Origin of the sequence: Escherichia sp. MR (genome assembly GCF_005280595.1) — a bacterium.
Classification (GTDB): domain Bacteria; phylum Pseudomonadota; class Gammaproteobacteria; order Enterobacterales; family Enterobacteriaceae; genus Escherichia; species Escherichia ruysiae.
Genome location: NZ_SZVK01000002.1, coordinates 1 through 24462 on the forward strand (window position 1 = coordinate 1; position 24462 = coordinate 24462).

The 24462-nt window shown below is 48.4% G+C and carries 19 protein-coding genes and 1 pseudogene; 10 read left to right on the plus strand and 10 right to left on the minus strand.

The window, feature by feature from the left end:
• Positions 1 to 62: IS1 family transposase (locus FC814_RS23415; protein WP_071528444.1), on the plus strand; the 62-nt coding region annotated here is incomplete at its 5' end.
• A gap of 299 nt (positions 63 to 361) precedes the next feature.
• Here the strand turns inward: FC814_RS23415 and FC814_RS01075 are convergent.
• From FC814_RS01075 to FC814_RS01095, 5 genes and pseudogenes are all read right to left on the minus strand, one after another.
• Positions 362 to 536, minus strand: a pseudogene (locus FC814_RS01075) (transposase domain-containing protein); the annotation flags it as partial.
• A gap of 113 nt (positions 537 to 649) precedes the next feature.
• On the minus strand, positions 650 to 1216 hold the full coding sequence (locus FC814_RS01080) for an inovirus-type Gp2 protein (protein ID WP_096170019.1): 567 nt from the start codon (positions 1214 to 1216) through the stop codon (positions 650 to 652).
• Between the two features lie 27 nt (positions 1217 to 1243).
• Complete coding sequence (locus FC814_RS01085) at positions 1244 to 1858, minus strand: inovirus Gp2 family protein (RefSeq protein ID WP_137325392.1); 615 nt, start codon at positions 1856 to 1858, stop codon at positions 1244 to 1246.
• Positions 1859 to 2235: 377 nt separating this feature from the next.
• Positions 2236 to 3642, minus strand: coding sequence for a YfjI family protein (locus tag FC814_RS01090; protein WP_137325393.1), 1407 nt, complete (start codon positions 3640 to 3642; stop codon positions 2236 to 2238).
• A gap of 106 nt (positions 3643 to 3748) precedes the next feature.
• Positions 3749 to 3976, minus strand: coding sequence for an AlpA family transcriptional regulator (locus tag FC814_RS01095; RefSeq protein WP_000270114.1), 228 nt, complete (start codon positions 3974 to 3976; stop codon positions 3749 to 3751).
• Positions 3977 to 4705: 729 nt separating this feature from the next.
• On the opposite strand from FC814_RS01095, the gene FC814_RS01100 reads away from it, so the two are divergent.
• A complete protein-coding gene (locus FC814_RS01100; RefSeq protein ID WP_000248066.1) occupies positions 4706 to 6319 on the plus strand; it encodes a hypothetical protein in 1614 nt (537 codons plus the stop codon).
• A gap of 92 nt (positions 6320 to 6411) precedes the next feature.
• On the opposite strand, the gene FC814_RS01110 is transcribed toward FC814_RS01100, so the two are convergent.
• The 3 genes from FC814_RS01110 to nfeF all read right to left on the minus strand — a co-directional run bounded on the left by FC814_RS01110 (position 6412) and on the right by nfeF (position 9511).
• On the minus strand, positions 6412 to 7008 hold the full coding sequence (locus FC814_RS01110) for a hypothetical protein (RefSeq protein WP_000268406.1): 597 nt from the start codon (positions 7006 to 7008) through the stop codon (positions 6412 to 6414).
• A gap of 129 nt (positions 7009 to 7137) precedes the next feature.
• Positions 7138 to 8454, minus strand: a complete 1317-nt coding sequence (locus tag FC814_RS01115) for a site-specific integrase (protein WP_000290296.1) — start codon at positions 8452 to 8454, stop codon at positions 7138 to 7140.
• 292 nt (positions 8455 to 8746) lie between these two features.
• Positions 8747 to 9511, minus strand: coding sequence for an NADPH-dependent ferric chelate reductase NfeF (nfeF, locus tag FC814_RS01120; RefSeq protein WP_137325394.1), 765 nt, complete (start codon positions 9509 to 9511; stop codon positions 8747 to 8749).
• Positions 9512 to 9787: 276 nt separating this feature from the next.
• Here nfeF and nfeR point away from each other — a divergent pair, with 276 nt between their 5' ends.
• A complete protein-coding gene (gene nfeR / locus FC814_RS01130; protein ID WP_000018005.1) occupies positions 9788 to 10411 on the plus strand; it encodes a DNA-binding transcriptional regulator NfeR in 624 nt (207 codons plus the stop codon).
• A gap of 292 nt (positions 10412 to 10703) precedes the next feature.
• Here the strand turns inward: nfeR and aer are convergent, their stop codons facing one another.
• Positions 10704 to 12224, minus strand: coding sequence for an aerotaxis sensor receptor Aer (gene aer / locus FC814_RS01135; RefSeq protein ID WP_137325395.1), 1521 nt, complete (start codon positions 12222 to 12224; stop codon positions 10704 to 10706).
• A 418-nt stretch (positions 12225 to 12642) separates the two neighbouring features.
• On the opposite strand from aer, the gene ygjG reads away from it, so the two are divergent.
• Positions 12643 to 14022 carry a putrescine aminotransferase gene (gene ygjG, locus FC814_RS01140; protein ID WP_001309772.1) on the plus strand — a complete coding sequence of 460 codons (1380 nt, stop codon included), beginning with the start codon at positions 12643 to 12645 and terminating at the stop codon, positions 14020 to 14022.
• A 41-nt stretch (positions 14023 to 14063) separates the two neighbouring features.
• Here the strand turns inward: ygjG and FC814_RS01145 are convergent, their stop codons facing one another.
• Positions 14064 to 14396: a tRNA-binding protein gene (locus tag FC814_RS01145; protein ID WP_097314613.1), complete on the minus strand. Its 333-nt coding sequence runs from the start codon at positions 14394 to 14396 to the stop codon at positions 14064 to 14066.
• A 217-nt stretch (positions 14397 to 14613) separates the two neighbouring features.
• Between FC814_RS01145 and ebgR the strand changes: the two genes are divergently transcribed.
• The 6 genes from ebgR to ygjK all read left to right on the plus strand — a co-directional run bounded on the left by ebgR (position 14614) and on the right by ygjK (position 24384).
• On the plus strand, positions 14614 to 15597 hold the full coding sequence (ebgR, locus tag FC814_RS01150; RefSeq protein ID WP_137325396.1) for a transcriptional regulator EbgR: 984 nt from the start codon (positions 14614 to 14616) through the stop codon (positions 15595 to 15597).
• A 183-nt stretch (positions 15598 to 15780) separates the two neighbouring features.
• Entirely contained in the window at positions 15781 to 18873 is a 3093-nt protein-coding gene (gene ebgA, locus FC814_RS01155; protein ID WP_137325397.1) for a beta-galactosidase subunit alpha, read from the plus strand.
• Positions 18870 to 19319: a beta-galactosidase subunit beta gene (locus tag FC814_RS01160; RefSeq protein WP_001219943.1), complete on the plus strand. Its 450-nt coding sequence runs from the start codon at positions 18870 to 18872 to the stop codon at positions 19317 to 19319. The genes ebgA and FC814_RS01160 overlap by 4 nt, the downstream gene beginning before the upstream one ends.
• 62 nt (positions 19320 to 19381) lie before the next feature.
• Positions 19382 to 20815, plus strand: a complete 1434-nt coding sequence (locus FC814_RS01165) for an amino acid permease (protein WP_001285446.1) — start codon at positions 19382 to 19384, stop codon at positions 20813 to 20815.
• 133 nt (positions 20816 to 20948) lie between these two features.
• Positions 20949 to 22019, plus strand: a complete 1071-nt coding sequence (gene ygjJ / locus FC814_RS01170) for a protein YgjJ (protein WP_137325398.1) — start codon at positions 20949 to 20951, stop codon at positions 22017 to 22019.
• Between the two features lie 16 nt (positions 22020 to 22035).
• Positions 22036 to 24384, plus strand: a complete 2349-nt coding sequence (ygjK, locus tag FC814_RS01175) for an alpha-glucosidase (protein WP_137325399.1) — start codon at positions 22036 to 22038, stop codon at positions 24382 to 24384.
• Positions 24385 to 24462: the final 78 nt, after the last annotated feature.

Sequence of the window (24462 nt, forward strand, 5' to 3'; positions counted from 1 at the left end):
AATCGGTGGAGCTGCATGACAAAGTCATCGGGCATTATCTGAACATAAAACACTATCAATAAGTTGGAGTCATTACCGAAATCACAACATTTGAAGAAACTCTGGATAACCTCCTACAACGCCGACGAGCATTGGCCAGAGATATGCTCTGCGCTACTCCCGATTTGAACTGTGCGGATTTTGAGACCATTTTGAAGGGAGCCTAACCGATATGAGCGGCAATACTACCAGTCGCCAAACCTGAAATAACACTTAGCTGTGATGATTCGTTATTACCTATCGATAGCTTCGGAAAACATAAATTAAAAATGCCCAGAGGAGTACTATTATCGTTAGCATTACCCGAACGCCGTATTAACGGTTATTTATTGGTAAGTGCTACGTTCCATGGCAAGAGTTCATCAACACGGTTAGCCGACAGTATATTGAGTATATGGCGTAGATATGCTTGCGGATTGATACCATTCAGACAGCAGGTCCCGCTCAGCCCGTACAGTAGAGCGCCGTTCACTACCGTAATCGCTGCCGAAGAACACATTGATTGCCCCTCAATAATCCTGCCGTCAACGTCAAAATTGCTGGTCGGGCTCGACTTATTTAATTGTGTAAACAGGGCCTCTCAGCGAAGGCCCTTATGCATCACCTGATGTTAAAAGTCACTACATCCAAGATGACGTTCAATGGCACCATGCGATTCAATGTAAGCCTGGGCCGTCTGTTCCAGTACACCAAGCTCAGCGTTGTATGTGTTAGCTGCATCAAATACCAACGACAACACTTCGGGATACACAACCAGATGTGTAACGGAGTTATCTTCATCCAATACTTTTCCCCACGCCTGCTCAATTAGATTTCTGAGAACCACCACCTCACGACTCTTACACCAGACATAGTTATTAAGTAGCAGCACCATAAGATAAGGAGTGGCATCGTTAGCCACAGCTTCCCTACTCCAGAGGTAATATAAAGGGGTGGGCTCGACTGATTTATCTTTACGTCGCTTACACTGCAAATGTTCAGAAATTAGTCTATGCAGTTCACCAGTAAAATCAGCCATCAGAGAAGGAATTGCCTTATTCATACCAGGGCAAGGTATTAATTTAAATTGTAATAATTTAATTTTAGGATGTGTAGCTGCAGCCCGATACAGAGTTGCAAGGACACACTTTTGCCAGAGGGCGTTACAGGAAAGCTTAATGTTTGATTCTGTATACATAATAAATCACCTTACAGTTACAATAGGTCAAAAACCGCTGTAGCCAAAGTTACGCTGGCCTGATGCTTTAGTATCGAGCTTCGTCAAATAATCCAGACGTGCCAATAAGCGCTGGTGCTGCTCAGGGAAATCAGGATCGTTAATATCCAGGATGTAACGTCCATTAGTAGGGAAATGAACTAATCCCTGGTGATCTTCCAGTTCCAACCCTAAGGCACTGTACCAGGCTCCGGTAATTAACCGTCTCAGGGTGTCAGAGCGCTCATAGTCTCCCAAGTGGTAATAGGCGTCTTTGTTAAACAACAGGCAGACGTGATAATGACATTTAAAGGACTGCGTATATTCTTTCGCCCAGATAATACAAACCGACGTTGCGTAGGTGCGTTTGCCTTGTTGTTTTTTACGGTGTTGATCTGCATTAATTTTCGCATTCAGCGAGTTACGGAAACGAGATATCTCTCCGGGACTCAGGTTAGGAAAACAGGTAATGGTATCTCCATTGTCAATCACAGGAGGGTAATGAAGATCCACCCGTATTGCCGTTATTCTGGAATGTTTCTGGAGGAGATTATCCAACAAGTTTCTTATTTTTAACCAATGAGCCTCATGACATTCACCGTAAGGAGTTTCGATAGTGAACATGTTAATATTCCTTTTGGTTTTAGAGATAAATGGAAACTTAAACAGAATACTGAAAGTATTTTTAATATTCGTTTTAATAGTTTACGGAGATATATCACTCTACAGATATTTTATCGATATCCGCATCTCTGATACAATCATTGCTCTGTTATATGTCGCTAATGCAATACAAAACACATGCCATAAATCACACATCAAGTGATATTTATGGTGGCGGTATATAACAGTACACTATATACCCATTACATTATATATCATTACATATATCACATATATTACATATCACATATATTACATATATTACCTATCCAACACAGTTATATTCAGAAAGCTCCCGTTAATAGCGGGAGCTTGTACAAAAATAGCTCTGCAATTATTTATAAACTGAATGCATCAACAGGTTTAATATATAATGTCTTTCCTCTTTTATCGACTAGGATTCTGTTCTGTGAATAAAGTATCTCAAGTATCTCATTCACTCTGGCGTTGTTCCGCAGTCGATTAGGCCCATACTGCAATATAGTGTTCTTTCTGATATAGGGAGCTCCTATACGAGAGCACTGGTTTCTGATCCACCAGTCAAGTTCCTCCACATCTTTGTTAATCTGTGCTGACTCCTCGGGTTTTGCAAACAATCTCAGGTACTCATTAACATGCCATGCTGTTATTTCTATCGCTGCTTCAGTGATATGCAATGAAATATCACCTTCGTCACCATTGAAGTAGTGGAGGATAGCGGCAATCCTTGCCATGTTATCTGCGATTTTGGATGCATAATCTTTATAATTATATAAACACCCGAAAACACTCATTTGCGATTCAGTATGATTATAAAACTCAATCCAGCGCCTTTGAGCTTCAGAAGAAAAATGCAAACACATACGTTCTTTTACACCGATTCTGTCAATACTTTCATTAACAATCTCCATGAGTCGTTGATGAAATACAGGTAAATGTTCAGTAGAAAAGACAGGATTAGTGATTTGTCTGCTCCCTTGTGTGGAATAAGGTTTACAAAACAAACAACGAGCAAAAAAACCGACTCCCTTAGCAAAATCGCCTTTTCGTGCTTTGTAACTTTCAAAGACCGATGGCTGAACCATCAATGAAATTGTCATTCTGGCATCTGTAATTAATTTTTCTGGTTCTGACTTTCTCACTATAGAAAAGTTGGAGCCATCCCAAATTTTGTTCAGAAAAGGTAATTCCTTCAGGGCATAACCATTAAAGACAGTCCCCGCCTCATCAGACATAAGGCCAACGGATCGCCAGGTACTACAAAGCACATCTTTTATCGCAGATGAGGTGACATCATTTAATATCATCTTTATTCTTTCGGGCTTTTCCGGATACATTTCAAGCAGTCGTTTTAACTTTTCATTAGTTTCTGCATGGTCCAGACCACGACAAATTTCTGCACTTATTTTCTTTTCCAGTGCTTTTTTTTCAATATTGAGGAGCTCAACTTCATTATTCCATTTGACAAGAGAGTATTCATACTCATTCAATAATTGCTCATCCAGTTGATATAATGGTGCCATCAGCATCTTATCAACTGTGCTTTTTCGCTCTCCAGATTCAGCCTCTGTTATCAGATAAAGTGATGGTGGTCCCTGCAGGCCATCAAATCTGCAAACATCAATCCTGTTTTGAACAGCATAGGACATAGCGCCAAGACATGAAACACTGATTAATGACAGTGGCGCCTGTGTACGCTGTTGTACTTCATATATTGCGTTTTTGATGAAATCAGGGAAATAATCTACCGGATAATTATCGTTCATATGCATGCATCCCATTTTTAGTTAAAAATTCTCTCTGAGCTGCTATTTCCGCTATTAATAGCGGAAATAGCGACAGAAAGAACCATCGTTTAAAATTAGTATTTAATTAACGTTTAGTAATCCACCACAGAAGGTCACTTAACAACCACCCGCAAGATTTCTTCCCAATGGTTTTACGCGGTGGGTAGTTTCCCTCTCGTTCAAGTTTCCAGGCTTGTGAACGGGAAATTGAGGTGATCTCTTTTCGTTCCTTTTCACGTACCAGTCTGTCACCCTCAGTCCCATAGGCTTTCAAAATTACTGAACGTTGCTCATCTGTTAATGGAACCCACATGACGGCCCTCCTGATATATCAATGATTCTTATCTCAGTTGTGAGCATGAAATGACTGAATTTCCTGGACAATACATAGTGGAGATTCCGTTGTCATATTGCTCACTGAACACCCATGGACAGCAAGGTACATACGAAAACAAATCAAGTCAAGTTAATACAAATAAATCAATTCCTGACTCACAAACCAACTAATAGGTCAACATGTGTTGATTTGGAACAAAACAACCAATAATGCACATTACAAACAATGATTTTAAACCAAGAAGTGCTTTTCATTGTTGACAATGACACAAAATGAATCTAGTATCGACTTCATGTTATGCTCAGATAGACTTCTGACAGTGATAGTAAAGAAGAGAAGGAGGTGGTTAAATTTGTGACCAAGATCACAAAAATAAATTAGTTTTTACTATTCACAATAGGAGGGAAAGAGAGCCAGGCATTTTACCTGTCATTGAAATGACAACAACAGCTTCAACAGATCGGAATATTCAGGAGGAGGAAGAAGAAGGAGATCTGACGGGTGTTATAATTGTTACAACACGCTGGAGGAAAATTATCGTAATAATAGATGCATTCTCAGGTATACCCTGTATCACCCCGAAAACACGGCATGCATCCGTTTTATTAGTAGATGCAGACTCAGTATCAACGTATCCTTTCAGGAGATAACATCGATTTTAACTGCCAGTATCCGGTATGCGGCAAAAGGAAACCTTCTTACATAATGGTAAATCAGACTATGCAACAAAATCAGTACTATCGTATTTTATCCGGAGAATCCCGCCCATTCCCTGGCATATATGAGGCTGTTTCCGAACAACTCCTTTTGCTCATTTTTAAGGCACGTCAGCTATATCAGGATCCAGAATATCGCCCCTGGTTTGAAGAACAGCACAAAGTTCTCTTGGCATTGCGTGATAATACAGAGCTCCAGAAAATTTTTAACAAACAAAGAAAAGAAAATTTTGCTCTTGGCGCATCTACATCGTCTCAACCCACTGCTCTTACTAATGCGCTTAATGTTATGTGCCATTTATACAATGGCTTTGATGAAGGAAATATCAGCCTGAAAAGCTGGGGAGCGATGCAAGAGGTACAGACAACACCAGACTTTTTCAGCCTGGGACCAAGAACCTGGAAAACACCTGAACTGGCAAAGTTTGTAGGAGATGATTTATTTAATATTCTGACTGAATGTAAAGCCTGGAGTTCACCAATTCCAGCAGAAGCCCGGCAGGGGTATTGCCATCAGGATCTGTCTGTTGCGCACTCCTGCACCTCAGAGTTGCTGGCACATCTGAAGCAGTATCATGAAATAGATGAATCAACAATACTTGCCATAACCATTGGTCTGGCGGTCAACGAATTCTACCAGTATAAGCAAAATATTCCAGAATGGCTTTCCTGTTTTGAGAATAAGAACAAATGGCCCTGGGACTGCAGGAAGTCAGATACTGAAGATGTGCACAGACTGAGAGAACGACTATCGATAATCGGATGTACAGAATTCGTAAAAAATATGTTCTCAGTCGCCAGTCAGCATGAAATACAGACAATGTACAATATTTATGTCCATATTTATGCAGCTGAAATCTGCGGTTGGGTAAAAACAAGCATGGCGTATTTTAAACCAACAGATTTCATCCAGTACACATGGAAATTCGCAACAGTTACTCCGGATAAAGATGAAAAAACCGAGAATACGACCGCATGGGAAAGGGATTATTGTCAGATAACCATACAACGAGATGAACTCCTTAGATTGATTCGCACTAATACTCTGCAGGATGCAGCAATTCATCTTTCAGGCTGCCTGCAATATGCATATCTGGAGTCAGTAAAGCATGATATTGACTATCCTGGAATAGCCCCTAATGCTGAAGAAAAGAAAATGAAATACACAGATTCTATTGAATTTTCTGGAATTCGGAATAACATCATAAATGCAGTAAAACGGCTGGAATCATTTGAAAAATGGTATGAAACTAATAAAGTTTTGTTGGTAAGTAATAAAAAAATACGAACAGAGAAGATTGACGTTGTTGTACGACTTGCGGGACTGAAAGCCTATGATTTGCAGGAAGGGGTTCCGGATGGTCTGAAATGGAAAGTTAAAGATGGCATAAATGAACGCATCAAAACCGATACCAGTTTATGCCTGCCTCAGGATATCAGTGATACATCGCTAAACCGTTATCGTCACGCTGTGACGCGCATTGTCAACGACGAAATCGACACATTACTGATGGAACAGAAGAAAAAAAATAAAAGATTCCCCTACAGCAAAGATCGACATGCGATCCAACCTTTATGGAGCAAATGCTTGATAGAGCAGTAGAGTACTGGGGGGATAACCGCGCTGTTATCCCCTGTTTATTCTGCCAACTCTCAGGTCTGTCAGAGTTCCAAAAACACGATGCGGCTGGCAAATTATGCGGCTTTTCCATTAACAGATTCGGCCACAAGAACAACACCGTGTTTATTTCGATCAGGATGTTCACTCCAGATTTCTGATTCAGGAATACTTTCCCCGTCATAGCAGATCCGATCGCCATCAAACGGATAATACCGTGCGGAATCAGTATCTAAAATAAACACTTTCAGATTCGTTGAACGACGCGCTATATGCTGCCAGAGGGCTTTACCTCCTTCATATTGCTCGTTATCACTTAATAGTATAACGCCCGCTTTTGTGGCTACCGTTTCATATACAAACGTCGCAAGGCCAACATCACGTACAGCCCCATCAACAACAATCCCTTCAATCTGAGCGACGTCCTGCTCTTCCCAGAATTTCCGGACAAACACCCCTTCAAGCTGTGAGCGACGCTGAAGCTCCAGAGTGGCAACAACCTTATGGCGAACATCACCATCAATAACAGAAGGTGCAGCTTCGATTACCGCAGCAAACGGAGTCTTTGGATCCCAGATGATCTGGTAAAGCACGCCCTGAATAGTTACTCCATCCAGTATCGAAAAACGACGAGCTACAGTAGCAGGGGAGTAAGACATTGGAATTACAGCCATTTTTGAATCCCCTCTGAGTAATACAGGCACGAAAATTTACCTCAATAATTATAGTAAACAATACAAGAACCAGGTGCATCAACAATACCCATCAATTGTACATAATTCATACAGCGACCAGGAACTCCCTCACCTTCTGCCAAACAGATTGACAACATTATTGCCTGTTTGCTGTTGATAGTTATTAACCCGGTCTTCCCAGATCTCAAGTGCTCTGCGTTTTTCTGGCAAATAATCGTATCGATCATAATGTTTTGAACTGACATCGTTCAACGCATGATTTTGAATACGATCGCGGATTTCCTTACTGATTCCAGCTTCTCCCATTAACGTTTTACAGGTCCGACGTAAGTCACGTGCTGTAAAAATTTTAAAGTCAGGATTACAAGCCCGGAAATACATGATAGCGCGAGCCAGACTGTCCGTACGAACCGGACGCTTACCATTAGTCGAAAGCGGGAAAATGTAAGGGCTCGATTTTTCTTTTGTTAACTCCTGCACACAGGATAATTCCTGTAATGCTGATTCAGTCAACGGTATCAAATGTTCTCGCTTATTTTTAGAGACATCCGCAGTCACCAGCAGCGTTTTTTGCTGAAAATCAACATCACACCACTGACTGGCGATCATTTCGAAGGGACGTTGCCCTCCGGTATAGATACAGAATCGAATCAAATGTTGCATTAATAATCCAACGTTGGTTGCTTCAGCAAAATGTTCCATTAGAAAACGCAACTCTTCGAGTGTCAGCCAGGTGTCACCGACTTTTTCTGCAGATGACTGTTTCGGTATCACTGATACAGGATTGGCCTCCAGCCCAAAACTAATCCCTACACTTGTGTTCATCGGATCGTTATCAGCTTTCAGACCATAGTTAAATGCAGCCATCAGGTAAGAACGGATCCGGTTAGAGTGAACCACAGCACCGCGCTGAATGATCCCGGCCAGGATATGTTTAATCTGTCCGGAAGTCACATCTTTAGCTTTAGTCTCACGGGGGATCACTGTATAGCATTCATTTTCAAGGCGTTTCAGAACATCCTGCCATGTTCTCTTATTATCAATTTTCATTTTGTTAACATAACCATGAATCAATGCTTCAAATGAACCCTGTGATTGATGGAGTTGTATCCGTTGCTGTTCTGCAAGCTGTTGTCGCTCCAGTTCTGTCTGGGGATCCTTTCCTTCAATGAGCCAGGCACCATACTTTTTTGCCAGTTCGTTCGCTGTGGCCAGTTTCATCTCAGGCCATATACCCAATTGAATGAATCTTTCTTTTGTCCCTTTTTCCACGTAATAGCGGAAATAGAAAATTTTGCTGCCAGAAGACTGAACTTTGACGCCAAGTCGTCCAGTGCCACGTTGAGAGCTGTTGCTCCAGACATAGAACGATGTCTTTTTTGCTTTTAATGCTCGGATAGCTGTTTCAGTTAGATTGACGGCCATAGAACCTCTTTTCTAAATCAGTAACAATCAAAATAACTCGTAAATTTGGGTCAGGTAATGGGTCAGGTAACGATCGTACAATGGAGAAAAAACGGAACCAAGCGGAAACAGAAGAAATTACATAATTACTTGATTATAAACAATTAATAAAACAATTACGAACAAACCAAAACAATACAGAATGGACTTGCCTCATGACTCATAATCGCTTGGTCGCTGGTTCAAGTCCAGCAGGGGCCACCAGATACCGCAAAGGCTGACGAGAAATCGTCAGCCTTTTTTCATATATCAATTACTTTGCGTGCCAGTAAGCTGCTGCACGTACCCGCTGTGGGTCATATTGTTCTGCTTCAAAGCGGCGGCTTAAATTCTTAACCACCTTGCCTTCGCCGGTTATCCAGATGAAATAATCATCGGCAGGAATTTCCAGCTGCGCCAGACGCGCGTCCACCGCCTGCTCATCATGCGCCAGCCACTCGATGTTAAAACCGTCAAGGTGCGCGAGATAATCCTGACAGGCGTTATCCCGCACGCTGACCAGTGCGGTAACTTGCGGTTTAACGGCAAGTTTGCTTAACGTTTCCAGGCGTCGGCGCAGTGCGGGCATTCCGGATTCATCACATACATACACCTGATACGCGTAATCTTCCGGCACCACCAGCGAACCACGCGGTCCGGCTACTGTGAGTTTATCGCCCGGTTGCGCCTGCATCGCCCAGCCGCTGGCGACACCGCCGTCATGAATAAAAAAATCGATCGCCAGTTCATGGCGCTGCTCATCATACAGTGGCGTATAGTCGCGCGACGGCGGGCGTGGCCCTTCCGGCCAGACGATACCCTCTTCTGTTACCGTTGGCGGTACAAAGTGAGCGTCAGGTTGAGGAAAGAAGAGTTTGCTGTGATCGTCAAAGCCGCGCGACGTAAAACCGTCCAACGCCTCGCCGCCGAGGACAATACGCTGAAAACCGGCGCTGATGCGCTCAACGCGTAACACGGTCAGTTCACGGAAGCGCAGATCATTGCGAACGCGCTGTGGGTAGCGGGGAGAGTTATTCATTGTTATCGCCTTCGTGATGGTAATCAGATATATCTAAATAAAATTCGCAAATGATAATGATTGTTAATCATGATAAATGCAAGCAATTTGTAGTACTGATATATCTGAAGTATGTGAAGTCATTCAGCACCGTAGCAAGGCTGCCGGATGCGGCGTGAACGCCTTATCCGGCCTACATGTTGAGTACATCTGAGTTTAAAAATCATTTTTGTACTTGCAGCAATGCTCATGTCAGATATAAATTAGATATATCTAATTAAGCAAAAGGAGGCTGATATGAGCCATCATCACGAAGGGTGTTGTAAACATGAAGGCCAGCCACGCCATGAAGGCTGCTGTAAAGGTGAGAAGTCAGAACACGAGCACTGCGGGCACGGTCACCAGCATGAACACGGTCAATGCTGCGGTGGTCGCCACGGTCGCGGCGGCGGTCGTCGGCAGCGTTTCTTTGGTCACGGTGAATTGCGCCTGGTGATTCTGGATATTCTCTCGCGCGATGACAGCCACGGTTATGAGTTGATTAAAGCGATTGAGAATCTGACCCAGGGGAATTACACCCCAAGCCCGGGCGTCATCTACCCGACGCTGGATTTTCTCCAGGAGCAGTCGCTAATTACCATCCGCGAAGAGGAAGGCGGCAAAAAACAGATTGCGCTGACCGAACAGGGCGCGCAGTGGCTGGAAGAAAACCGCGAACAAGTGGAGATGATTGAGGAACGCATCAAAGCGCGTTGCGTTGGTGCGGCGCTGCGCCAGAACCCGCAAATGAAGCGGGCGCTGGATAATTTTAAAGCGGTGCTGGACCTACGTGTCAACCAGAGCGATATCACCGACGCGCAGATAAAAAAGATCATTGCGGTGATCGACCGCGCCGCTTTTGATATTACGCAACTGGATTAATCACTGATTGCCGGATGCGGCGTAAACACCTTATCCGCTTACCCACCCGTAGGCCTGATAAGATGTGCCAGCATCGCATCAGGCATTGTGTACCAACCGCCGGATGCGGCGTGAACGCCTTATCCGCCTACCCCCCGTAGGCCTGATAAGATGCGCCAGCATCGCATCAGGCATTGTGCTCCAACTGCCGGATACAGCGTAAATACCTTATCCGCCTCCCCCTGTAGGCCTGATAAGATGCGCCAGCATCGCATCAGGCATTGTGCTCCAACTGCCGGATGCGGCGTACCGATTAATGCAGCACCGTCACCGCGTCTTCCAGTCGGCTGGCGCGGTGTTTTACCATCGCCGACACCTGCGCGCTCTCCTCCACTAGCTCGGCGTTTTTCTGGGTGATCAGGTTAAGCTCATCTACCGCACGGGTCAGGCTGGAAAGCCCATCAGCCTGTTTCAGCGTTGAATGGCTAATCTGAGCAATTAACTGGGTGACGTTTTTTACCTGCACCACAATATCGTCCATCGTCCGCCCGGCGGCGTGTACCTGTTGCGAACCGGATTGCACCTTATCTGCACTGGCATCAATTAGCTTGCGAATATCGTTGGCAGCATTGGCGCTACGGCTGGCTAAATGACGTACCTCCCCAGCCACCACCGCGAAACCTTTGCCTTGTTCTCCGGCGCGCGCCGCTTCCACCGCCGCATTCAGGGCGAGGATATTGGTCTGAAACGCAATATCGTTAATCAGCGAAGTTATGGTGCCAATGCGCTGGGTACTGTCGGCGATATCGTCCATCGTTTTGATCACCGTGGTCATCGCTTCCCCGCCCTGCACTGCTGCATTACTGGCAGTGATAGAAAGTTTATCGGCAGCCGACGCCGTAGCAGAGTTCTGTTTCACCGACGCCGCCATCTGGTTCATGGTCGCCACCGTTTGCTGAACGTTATCAACTGTCTGCTGGGTATGTTCGTTCAGTTCATCAGTGCCTTTCGCCAGCGTCTCGCTGCCGTTTCTGACACTGGACACCTGGCTTGAGACATCATTAATTAGCCAACGGCACATCAGGCCAAGTTGCCCTACCGCGCGTAATGTCAGCCCCAGCTCATCGCTGCGATTCAAATGCTCAACACTATTACGTTCTCCGGTCGCCACCTTCAGTGCCTGACGGGCAACATTTTCTATCGGGCGTACAATCTGCCATTCAAAACAGGCACTTGCCAACAACATCACTAGCGCACAGAGGAAATACGTCACCACCGGGGCAGCAACAAACCAGAGCATTGCCGCCAGCACGATAAACATCAGCGCCATCACTCCACGCGCCCGCCAGCGAAGCGGCAATGAAGGCTGTTTTCCCAGCCAGCCTTTACGCACCACCAGACCTTTATGAATACGCTTATTTGTACGTCCGGCATTCAGCGCCTTGTACAGCGGCTCTACCGCTGCGATCTCGTCATCCGTCGCCCGTGTACGAATCGACATATAACCACTGATTTTGCCCTCACGCACCATCGGCACCACATTCGCCCGCACCCAATAATGATCGCCATTTTTGTGCCGATTTTTCACAATACCACTCCAGGGTTCCCCCTGCTTCAGGGTGTACCACATATCAGCAAAGGCCGCTTTCGGCATATCCGGATGGCGCACCATGTTATGCGGCTGTCCCTGTAACTCTTGCAAGGTATAGCCGCTAACCTGCACAAAAGTGTCATTAGCATGTGTGATATAGCTTTGTAGATTGGTAGTAGACATCAGAGTGGTATCGTCAGCCAGCGGGATATTTTGCTGGGTGACATACGAATGAGAAGACATAATCGCGTCCTGTGCAAGTTATATTGTTGTTAACTTCTTGTCAGAAGTTATGTCGGCTCCGGTGAGGTTATCTTTAGTGGTTTAATTTGATTTAGATCGCAATTTTCGATTAAAGCACAAAACCTAATTCCTTGATTTAAAATACTTTCACTTGGGTACTATCCCGGCACGTTTATTATATTGCCCAATAATCAGGCAATTATTGCCCTGACATAGTGCATTTCCTCCTGGATAGCAGGAGGTGCGCCCGATAAAAATCGTGCAAAATAACGGCAAGTGTTAACAAATAGCATTAAATATTGCATGAATGATAACCGCATTTATGTTTATCCCGATTTTCGCGATCGCAGCCGGAGTGGCGCAATCCCTGCAATACTTAAATCGGTATCATGTGATACGCGAGCCTCCGGAGCATATTTTGAACAGGTTACCTTCGAGCGCATCGGCTTTAGCGTGCAGCGCCCACGCCCTGAATCTCATTGAAAAGCGAACGCTGGATCATGAGGAGATGAAAGCACTTAACCGCGAGGTGATTGAATACTTCAAAGAGCATGTCAATCCGGGGTTTTTAGAGTATCGCAAATCTGTTACCGCCGGCGGGGATTACGGAGCCGTAGAGTGGCAAGCGGGAGGTTTAAATACGCTTGTCGACACCCAAGGACAGGAGTTTATCGACTGCCTGGGAGGTTTTGGCATTTTCAACGTGGGGCACCGTAATCCAGTTGTGGTTTCCGCCGTACAGAATCAACTTGCGAAACAGCCGCTGCACAGCCAGGAGTTGCTAGACCCATTACGGGCGATGCTGGCGAAAACCCTTGCCGCGCTAACGCCCGGTAAACTGAAATACAGCTTCTTCTGTAATAGCGGCACTGAGTCCGTTGAAGCGGCGCTGAAGCTGGCGAAGGCTTATCAGTCACCGCGCGGCAAGTTTACTTTTATTGCCACCAGCGGCGCGTTCCACGGTAAATCGCTTGGCGCGCTGTCAGCCACGGCAAAATCGACCTTCCGCAAACCGTTTATGCCGCTGCTACCGGGCTTCCGTCATGTGCCGTTTGGCAATATCGAAGCCATGCGCACGGCTCTTAGCGAGTGCAAAAAAACCGGTGATGATGTGGCTGCGGTGATCCTTGAGCCGATTCAGGGCGAAGGTGGCGTCATTCTGCCGCCGCCGGGCTACCTCACCGCCGTGCGTAAGCTGTGCGATGAGTTCGGCGCACTGATGATCCTCGATGAAGTACAAACGGGCATGGGGCGCACGGGCAAGATGTTCGCCTGTGAGCATGAGAACGTTCAGCCGGATATTCTGTGTCTGGCAAAAGCCCTCGGCGGCGGCGTGATGCCGATTGGCGCAACCATCGCCACTGAAGAGGTGTTCTCAGTCCTGTTCGACAACCCATTCCTGCATACCACCACCTTTGGCGGCAACCCGCTGGCCTGTGCGGCGGCGCTGGCGACCATCAATGTGTTGCTGGAGCAGAACTTACCGGCTCAGGCTGAACAAAAAGGCGATATGTTGCTGGACGGTTTTCGCCAACTGGCGCGGGAATATCCCGATCTGGTGCAGGAAGCGCGAGGTAAAGGGATGTTGATGGCGATTGAGTTTGTTGATAACGAAATCGGCTACAACTTTGCCAGCGAGATGTTCCGCCAGCGTGTGCTGGTCGCCGGCACGCTCAACAACGCCAAAACGATCCGCATTGAACCGCCACTGACGCTGACCATTGAACAGTGTGAACTGGTGATCAAAGCGGCGCGTAAGGCACTGGCGGCCATGCGAGTAAGTGTCGAAGAAGCGTAATATCAAATCGGATGGCGATGCAACGTCGCCATCCGATCTCTTTATACGATTCGCACGCCCGCAGGCATCATCCGTTCCGGCGTTAACAGTACGCTTTCACTGCCGTCATCGGTTTCCGCACACAACAGCATGCATTCCGACGTTTCACCGCGCATTTTCGCTTTTTGCAGATTGCACAACACCACCACCGTTTTCCCCATCAGCTCTTCTTCGCTGTAGTACGGCACCAGGCTGGTCACGGTTTGCAGCGTTTTTTCCCCCACATCAACCTGTACAATGTACAGCTTGTCGGCGTTTTCATGGCGTTTCACTTCCACAATTTTCCCGACGCGCATTTCCAGTCGCGCAAAATCAACGTAAGCAACGGTTTCCATTGTTTCCCCCCTCAAGTAAAATTTTACTAAACTATAGCAAAAGTTTTTCTCAATCCTGTAGGCTAAAAATGGAGAATGCAGGCGTGATCACATTCGTAAGCCGCTGTGTTACCGTTACAGCGTCAAAGAAACGCGCTTTATTTACTGAAAACAGGTGACCCGATAAGCACTTCCTCTACAATGGAGACGCACATCAGGGAAAGTAAAAAAGGTAAACATGGCAACACTAAAAGACATCGCAATCGAAGCTGGCGTATCCCTGGCGACAGTATCCAGGGTCTTAAATGACGATCCGACGTTGAATGTGAAAGAAGAGACGAAACATCGCATTCTCGAGATCGCCGAAAAGCTGGAGTACAAGACCAGTAGCGCCCGTAAACTACAGACAGGCGCAGTCAACCAACACCATATTCTGGCTATCTACAGCTACCAACAGGAGCTGGAGATCAACGATCCTTATTATCTGGCGATCCGCCACGGCATTGAAACCCAGTGCGAAAAGCTGGCGATCGAACTGACCAACTGTTATGAGCACAACGGCTTACCGGACATTAAAAACGTCACCGGCATTTTGATTGTCGGCAAACCCACGCCCGCACTGCGCGCCGCCGCCAGCGCATTGACCGACAATATCTGTTTTATCGACTTTCACGAACCCGGCAGCGGTTACGATGCTGTGGATATCGATCTGGCACGCATCAGTAAAGAAATCATCGACTTCTATATCGATCAGGGCGTTAATCGTATTGGTTTTATTGGCGGTGAAGACTTGCCTGGCAAGGCGGATATTCGTGAAGTCGCCTTTGTGGAATATGGCCGACTGAAACAAGTGGTACGCGAAGAGGATATCTGGCGCGGCGGTTTTTCCAGTTCGTCGGGCTATGAACTGGCAAAACAGATGCTGGCGCGGGAAGACTATCCGAAGGCACTGTTTGTCGCTTCTGATTCCATTGCTATCGGCGTACTGCGGGCAATTCATGAACGAGGCCTGAACATCCCACAGGATATTTCGCTTATCAGCGTGAACGACATCCCCACCGCGCGATTTACCTTTCCGCCGCTCTCCACCGTGCGCATCCATTCCGAGATGATGGGAGGTCAGGGCGTTAACCTGTTGTATGAAAAGGCTCGCGATGGTCGCGCGCTGCCGCTGTTAGTCTTCGTTCCCAGCAAATTAAAACTGCGCGGCACGACCCGCTAAATCTCCTTACACACTGTCCGGCAATCGTTTTTGCCGGGCAGTGCTGCCGTTTATTTTCGTGATCCAGTTAAAGTAAATGCATTTACCTGCTACTTTTTAGTAAAAATTTTACTAAACTCCCCAGCAATTACACAAACTACCATCACCATGAATGGTTCCGATTTCTCTCTACCGGGAGGCCCTATGAATCGCTGGGAAAACATTCAACTCACCCACGAAAACCGACTTGCGCCGCGTGCGTACTTTTTTTCATATGATTCTGTTGCGCAGGCACGCACCTTTGCCCGCGAAACCAGCAGCCTGTTTCTGCCCTTAAGCGGTCAGTGGAATTTCCATTTCTTTGATCATCCGCTGCAAGTGCCAGAAGCCTTCACTTCCGAGTTAATGGCTGACTGGGGAGACATTACCGTCCCCGCCATGTGGCAAATGGAAGGCCACGGCAAACTGCAATATACCGACGAAGGTTTTCCGTTCCCCATCGATGTGCCTTTTGTCCCCAGCGATAACCCAACCGGTGCCTATCAACGTATTTTCACCCTCAGCGACGGCTGGCAGGGCAAGCAGACGCTGATTAAATTTGACGGCGTCGAAACCTATTTTGAAGTCTACGTTAACGGTCAGTATGTGGGTTTCAGCAAGGGCAGTCGCCTGACCGCAGAGTTTGACATCAGCGCGATGGTTAAAACCGGCGATAACCTGTTGTGTGTGCGCGTCATGCAGTGGGCGGACTCCACCTACGTGGAAGACCAGGATATGTGGTGGTCGGCGGGGATCTTCCGCGATGTTTATCTGATCGGTAAACAACTAACGCATATTAACGATTTCACCGTGCGCACCGACTTTGACGAAGCCTATTGCGATGCCACGCTCTCCTGCGAAGTGGTGCTGGAAAACCTCGCCGCCTCCCCTGTCGTAACGACGCTGGAATATACCCTGTTCGACGGCGAACGCGTGGTGCACAGCAGCGCCATTCCTCATCTGGCAATTGAAAAACTGACCAGCGCCAGCTTTGCTTTTACTGTCGAACAGCCGCAGCAATGGTCGGCAGAATCTCCTTATCTTTACCATCTGGTCATGACGCTGAAAGACGCCGACGGCAATATTCTGGAAGTGGTGCCGCAACGCGTCGGCTTCCGTGATATCAAAGTGCGCGACGGTCTGTTCTGGATCAATAACCGTTATGTGATGCTGCACGGCGTCAACCGTCACGATAACGATCATCGCAAAGGCCGCGCCGTTGGGATGGATCGCGTCGAGAAAGATCTCCAGTTGATGAAGCAGCACAACATCAACTCCGTGCGTACCGCTCACTACCCGAACGATCCGCGTTTCTACGAACTGTGTGATATCTATGGCCTGTTTGTGATGGCGGAAACCGACGTCGAATCGCACGGCTTTGCTAACGTCGGCGATATCAGCCGCATTACTGACGATCCGCAGTGGGAAAAGGTCTACGTCGAGCGCATCGTTCGCCATATTCACGCGCAGAAAAACCATCCATCGATCATCATCTGGTCGCTGGGCAACGAGTCCGGCTATGGCTGTAATATCCGCGCGATGTACCACGCGGCGAAGGCGCTCGATGACACGCGTCTGGTGCACTACGAAGAAGACCGCGATGCTGAAGTGGTCGATATTATTTCCACCATGTACACCCGCGTGCCGCTGATGAATGAGTTTGGTGAATATCCGCATCCGAAGCCGCGTATCATCTGCGAATACGCTCATGCGATGGGGAACGGACCGGGCGGGCTGACGGAGTACCAGAACGTCTTCTATAAGCACGATTGCATTCAGGGACATTATGTCTGGGAATGGTGCGACCACGGGATCCAGGCGCAGGATGACAACGGCAATGTCTGGTATAAATTCGGCGGCGACTACGGCGACTATCCCAACAACTATAACTTCTGTCTTGATGGTTTGATCTACTCCGATCAGACGCCGGGACCAGGTCTGAAAGAGTACAAACAGGTTATTGCGCCGGTAAAAATCCACGCGCTGGATCTGACTCGCGGCGAGCTAAAAGTCGAAAATAAACTGTGGTTTACCACGCTTGATGACTACATCCTGCACGCAGAGGTGCGCGCCGAAGGTGAAACTCTCGCAACGCAGCAGATTAAGCTGCGCGACGTTGCACCAAACAGCGAAGCGCCATTGCACATTACGCTGCCACAACTGGACGCCCGCGAAGCGTTCCTCAACATTACGGTGACCAAGGATTCCCGCACCCGCTACAGCGAAGCCGGACACACTATCGCCACTTATCAGTTCCCGCTGAAGGAAAACACCGCGCAGCCGGTGCCTTTCGCGCCGAATAATGCTCGTCCGCTGACGCTGGAAGACGATCGTTTGAGTTGCACAGTTCGCGGCTACAACTTCGCGATCACCTTCTCAAAAATGAGTGGCAAACCGACATCCTGGCAGGTGAATGGCGAGTCGCTGCTGACCCGCGAGCCAAAGATCAACTTCTTCAAGCCGATGATCGACAACCACAAGCAGGAGTACGAAGGGCTGTGGCAGCCGAATCATTTGCAGATCATGCAGGAACATCTGCGCGACTTTGCCGTTGAGCAAAGTGATGGCGAAGTGTTGATCATCAGCCGAACGGTTATTGCCCCGCCGGTGTTTGACTTCGGGATGCGCTGCACCTACATCTGGCGTATCGCTGCCGATGGACAGGTTAACGTGGCGCTTTCCGGCGAGCGTTACGGTGACTATCCGCACATCATTCCGTGCATCGGTTTCACCATGGGGATTAACGGCGAATACGACCAGGTGGCGTATTACGGTCGTGGACCGGGCGAAAACTACGCCGACAGCCAGCAGGCTAACATCATTGATATCTGGCGCAGTAACGTCGATGCCATGTTCGAGAACTATCCCTTCCCGCAGAACAACGGCAACCGTCAGCATGTCCGCTGGGCGGCACTGACTAACCGCCACGGCAACGGTCTGCTGGTGGTTCCGCAGCGCCCAATTAACTTCAGCGCCTGGCACTACACCCAGGAAAACATCCACGCAGCCCAACACTGCAACGAACTTCAGCGCAGTGATGATATCACCCTGAATCTTGACCACCAGCTGCTCGGTCTCGGCTCCAACTCCTGGGGCAGCGAGGTGCTGGACTCCTGGCGCGTCTGGTTCCGTGACTTCAGCTACGGCTTTACGTTGCTGCCGGTTTCTGGCGGAGAAGCTACCGCGCAAAGCCTGGCGTCGTATGAGTTCGGCGCAGGGTTCTTTTCCACGAATTTGCACAGCGAGAATAAGCAATGAGGATCATCGATAACTTAGAACAGTTCCGCCAGATTTACGCCTCTGGCAAGAAGTGGCAACGCTGCGTTGAAGCGATTGAAAATATCGACAACATTCAGCCCGGCGTCGCCCACTCCATCGGTGACTCATTGACCTACCGTGTGGAAAATGACTCCGCGACCGATGCGTTATTTACCGGGCATCGTCGTTATTTTGAAGTGCATTACTACCTGCAAGGGCAGCAAAAGATTGAATATGCGCCGAAAGAGACATTACAGGTAGTGGAATATTATCGCGATGAAACTGACCGTGAATATTTAAAAGGCTGCGGAGAAACCGTCGAGGTTCACGAAGGGCAAATCGTTATTTGCGATATCCATGAAGCGTATCGGTTTATCTGCAATAACGCGGTCAAAAAAGTGGTTCTCAAAGTCACCATCGAAGATGGTTATTTCCATAACAAATAACAACTACGGCGGCAAAAGGAGTTTGCCGCCACCGCTACCCTACTCATTTTCGGAGATGTGTTATGTCTGATACCAAACGTAATACAATCGGCAAATTCGGCTTGCTCTCGCTGACTTTTGCCGCCGTTTACAGCTTTAACAACGTTATCAATAATAATATTGAGCTTGGACTGGCCTCGGCACCGATGTTTTTCCTCGCAACGATTTTTTATTTTATTCCCTTCTGTCTGATCATCGCAGAATTTGTCTCGTTAAATAAAAACTCGGAAGCCGGTGTCTACGCGTGGGTAAAAAGCTCGCTGGGCGGACGTTGGGCATTTATTACTGCCTATACCTACTGGTTCGTAAACCTGTTCTTTTTCACCTCGCTGTTGCCGCGCGTTATTGCTTACGCTTCATATGCCTTCCTCGGCTACGAATATATTATGACGCCAGTTGCCACCACCATTATCAGTATGGTGCTGTTCGCCTTCTCCACCTGGGTTTCTACCAACGGGGCGAAAATGCTGGGGCCAATCACCTCCGTCACTTCAACGCTGATGCTGCTGTTAACGCTCTCCTACATTTTACTGGCAGGTACGGCACTGGTTGGCGGCGTACAGCCTGCCGATCCGATCACCGTTGACGCGATGATCCCGAACTTCAACTGGGCGTTCCTCGGCGTTACCACCTGGATCTTTATGGCCGCAGGCGGCGCGGAGTCCGTCGCGGTGTACGTTAACGACGTCAAAGGCGGTTCGAAATCGTTCGTTAAAGTGATCATCCTCGCCGGGATTTTCATTGGCGTACTGTATTCCGTCTCCTCGGTGCTGATTAACGTCTTCGTCAGCAGCAAAGAGTTGAAATTTACCGGCGGATCGGTGCAGGTATTCCACGGCATGGCGGCGTATTTTGGTCTGCCGGAAGCGTTGATGAATCGCTTTGTTGGCCTTGTTTCCTTTACTGCGATGTTCGGTTCCCTGCTGATGTGGACCGCAACGCCGGTGAAAATTTTCTTCTCCGAAATCCCGGAAGGCATCTTTGGTAAGAAAACCGTTGAACTGAACGAAAACGGCGTTCCGGCGCGTGCAGCGTGGATCCAGTTCCTGATCGTCATCCCGCTGATGATTATCCCGATGCTCGGTTCCAATACCGTGCAGGATCTGATGAATACCATTATTAATATGACTGCCGCAGCATCCATGCTTCCGCCGTTATTCATCATGCTGGCTTACCTGAATTTACGCGCCAAATTAGATCACCTGCCACGCGATTTCCGTATGGGTTCCCGCCGCACCGGTATTATCGTTGTTTCAATGCTGATTGCGATATTTGCCGTAGGGTTTGTCGCTTCGACATTCCCGACTGGCGCGAATATTCTGACCATCATTTTTTATAACGTCGGCGGTATTGTTATCTTCCTCGGCTTTGCGTGGTGGAAATACAGTAAATATATAAAGGGATTAACGGCTGAAGAGCGCCATATTGAAGCGACGCCAGCCAGCAATGTTGATTAAGCAGAATAATAAAAAATGAGCAGGCATTTTCCCTCTTTCTGGATGGGGAGAGGGAAAATAGTTTCTGCCTTTATATTTTTATAATTACAACGATAAAAGGCTGTACTTTTTCTTTAGCTCATGGATTAACACAATGAAATTAATTACTGCACCATGCAGAGCATTACTTGTTCTGCCGTTTTGCTACGCCTTTTCTGCGGCCGCTGATGAAGCACGTCCGGCAGAACATGACGACACAAAAACACCCGCCATTACCTCGACGTCTTCTCCTTCATTTCGTTTTTATGGTGAATTAGGGGTTGGTGGATATATGGATTTAGAGGGTGAGAATAAACATAAATATAGTGACGGCACCTATATTGAAGGTGGCCTGGAGATGAAGTACGGCTCCTGGTTCGGCCTGATTTACGGCGAAGGTTGGACCGTGCAGGCCGACCACGACGGCAATGCCTGGGTGCCTGACCATAGCTGGGGCGGTTTTGAAGGTGGGATTAACCGTTTTTATGGCGGTTATCGTACCAACGATGGCACCGAAATCATGCTCAGTCTGCGCCAGGATTCCTCGCTGGATGACCTGCAATGGTGGGGCGACTTCACCCCCGATCTGGGCTACGTCATTCCCAATACCCGCGACATTATGACCGCGCTGAAGGTGCAGAACTTAACCGGCAACTTCCGCTATAGCGTCACCGCCACACCTGCCGGACATCATGACGAAAGCAAAGCCTGGCTGCATTTTGGCAAATACGATCGCTACGACGACAAATACACCTATCCGGCAATGATGAACGGTTACATCCAGTATGACCTTGCCGAAGGCATCACCTGGATGAACGGTCTGGAAATCACCGACGGCACTGGACAACTCTATCTCACGGGCCTGCTTACCCCTAACTTTGCCGCTCGCGCCTGGCACCATACCGGACGCGCCGACGGGCTGGACGTACCGGGAAGTGAAAGCGGGATGATGGTGAGCGCCATGTATGAAGCGTTAAAAGGCGTTTATCTCTCCACCGCTTACACCTACGCCAAACATCGCCCTGACCACGCTGACGATGAAACCACCTCTTTCATGCAGTTTGGTATCTGGTACGAATACGGCGGCGGACGTTTCGCAACGGCTTTTGATAGCCGCTTCTACATGAAAAATGCCTCTCACGATCCCAGCGACCAAATCTTCCTGATGCAATATTTCTACTGGTAATAAGGACTGTAATTTCATGAAAATCAAAACTATTTTAACGCCAGTAACCTGCGCTCTGCTGATAAGTTTTTCCGCCCATGCCGCTAACGCCGACAATTATAAAAACGTGATTAACCGTACCGGCGCGCCGCAGTACATGAAGGATTACGATTACGACGATCACCAGCGTTTTAATCCGTTTTTCGATCTCGGAGCCTGGCATGGTCATCTGTTGCCAGACGGCCCGAACACCATGGGCGGTTTTCCGGGCGTTGCGCTGCTGACGGAAGAGTACATCAACTTTATGGCCAGCAATTTCGACCGCCTGACCGTCTGGCAGGACGGCAAGAAAGTCAACTTCACGCTGGAGGCATACAGTATCCCCGGCGCGCTGGTGCAAAAACTGACAGCAAAAGATGTGCAGGTCGAAATGACTCTGCGCTTCGCCACGCCGCGCACGTCACTACTGGAAACCAAAATCACCAGCGATAAACCGCTGGATCTGGTGTGGGATGGCGAACTACTGGAAAAACTGGAAGCAAAAGAAGGGAAACCGCTTTCCGATAAAACCATTGCTGGCGAGTACCCTGACTATCAGCGCAAAATCAGCGCCACCCGTGATGGCCTGAAAGTCACCTTTGGCAAAGTGCGCGCCACCTGGGATCTGCTGACCTCCGGCGAATCGGAATATCAGGTGCATAAATCCCTGCCTGTGCAGACTGAAATCAGCGGCAATCGCTTTACCAGTAAGGCTCATATCAACGGTTCGACGACGCTCTATACCACCTATTCCCATCTGCTGACCGCCCAGGAAGTTAGCAAAGAGCAGATGCAGATCCGCGATATTCTGGCGCGTCCGGCGTTTTATCTCACCGCCTCGCAGCAACGCTGGGAAGAGTATCTGAAGAAAGGGTTAACCAACCCGGATGCGACGCCGGAACAGACGCGCGTCGCGGTGAAAGCAATCGAAACGCTTAACGGTAACTGGCGCTCGCCTGGCGGTGCGGTGAAATATAACACCGTTACGCCGTCGGTAACCGGGCGCTGGTTCTCCGGCAATCAGACCTGGCCGTGGGATACCTGGAAGCAGGCGTTTGCGATGGCGCATTTCAATCCGGATATCGCCAAAGAGAATATCCGAGCGGTCTTCTCCTGGCAGATCCAGCCTGGCGACACCGTGCGTCCGCAGGATGTGGGCTTTGTCCCCGACCTGATTGCGTGGAACCTTAGCCCCGAGCGTGGCGGTGATGGCGGCAACTGGAACGAACGTAACACCAAACCCAGCCTTGCCGCCTGGTCGGTGATGGAAGTGTACAACGTCACCCAGGATAAAGCCTGGCTGGCAGAGATATACCCAAAACTGGTGGCCTATCACGACTGGTGGTTACGTAACCGCGATCATAACGGCAACGGCGTGCCGGAATATGGCGCGACCCGCGATAAAGCCCACAACACCGAGAGCGGTGAGATGCTGTTTACGGTGAAAAAAGGCGACAAAGAAGAGACGCAGTCTGGCCTGAACAACTACGCCCGCGTGGTGGAGAAAGGCCAGTATGACAGTCTGGAAATTCCGGCACAGGTCGCTGCGTCGTGGGAATCAGGGCGTGATGACGCCGCCGTCTTTGGGTTTATCGACAAAGAACAGCTGGATAAATATGTCGCTAACGGCGGCAAACGTAGCGACTGGACGGTGAAATTCGCCGAAAACCGCAGTCAGGACGGAACGTTGCTGGGCTACTCGCTATTGCAGGAGTCGGTGGATCAGGCCAGCTATATGTACAGCGATAACCATTATCTGGCGGAGATGGCAACCATCCTCGGTAAGCCGGAAGAGGCCAAACGCTATCGTCAGTTGGCACAGCAGCTCGCGGACTACATCAACACCTGTATGTTCGACCCGACTACACAGTTCTACTATGACGTGCGCATTGAAGATAAACCGCTGGCAAACGGCTGCGCGGGCAAACCGATAGTCGAGCGCGGTAAAGGGCCGGAAGGCTGGTCGCCGCTGTTTAACGGTGCGGCAACGCAGGCCAATGCCGACGCGGTGGTGAAGGTGATGCTCGATCCTAAAGAGTTCAACACCTTTGTACCGCTGGGAACGGCAGCGTTAACCAACCCGGCCTTTGGCGCTGATATCTACTGGCGTGGGCGCGTATGGGTAGATCAATTCTGGTTTGGTCTGAAAGGGATGGAGCGTTACGGTTATCGCGATGATGCCCTGAAACTGGCGGATACGTTCTTCCAGCACGCCAAAGGATTAACCGCCGATGGTCCGATTCAGGAGAATTACAACCCGCTCACTGGCGCGCAGCAAGGCGCACCAAATTTCTCCTGGAGTGCCGCGCATTTGTATATGTTGTATAACGATTTTTTCCGTAAGTAGTAATTTTCAACGGCTGGCGGATGCGGCGTAAACGCCTTATCCGCCCTACATGTGCAATCCCCCAGGTCGGATAAGACG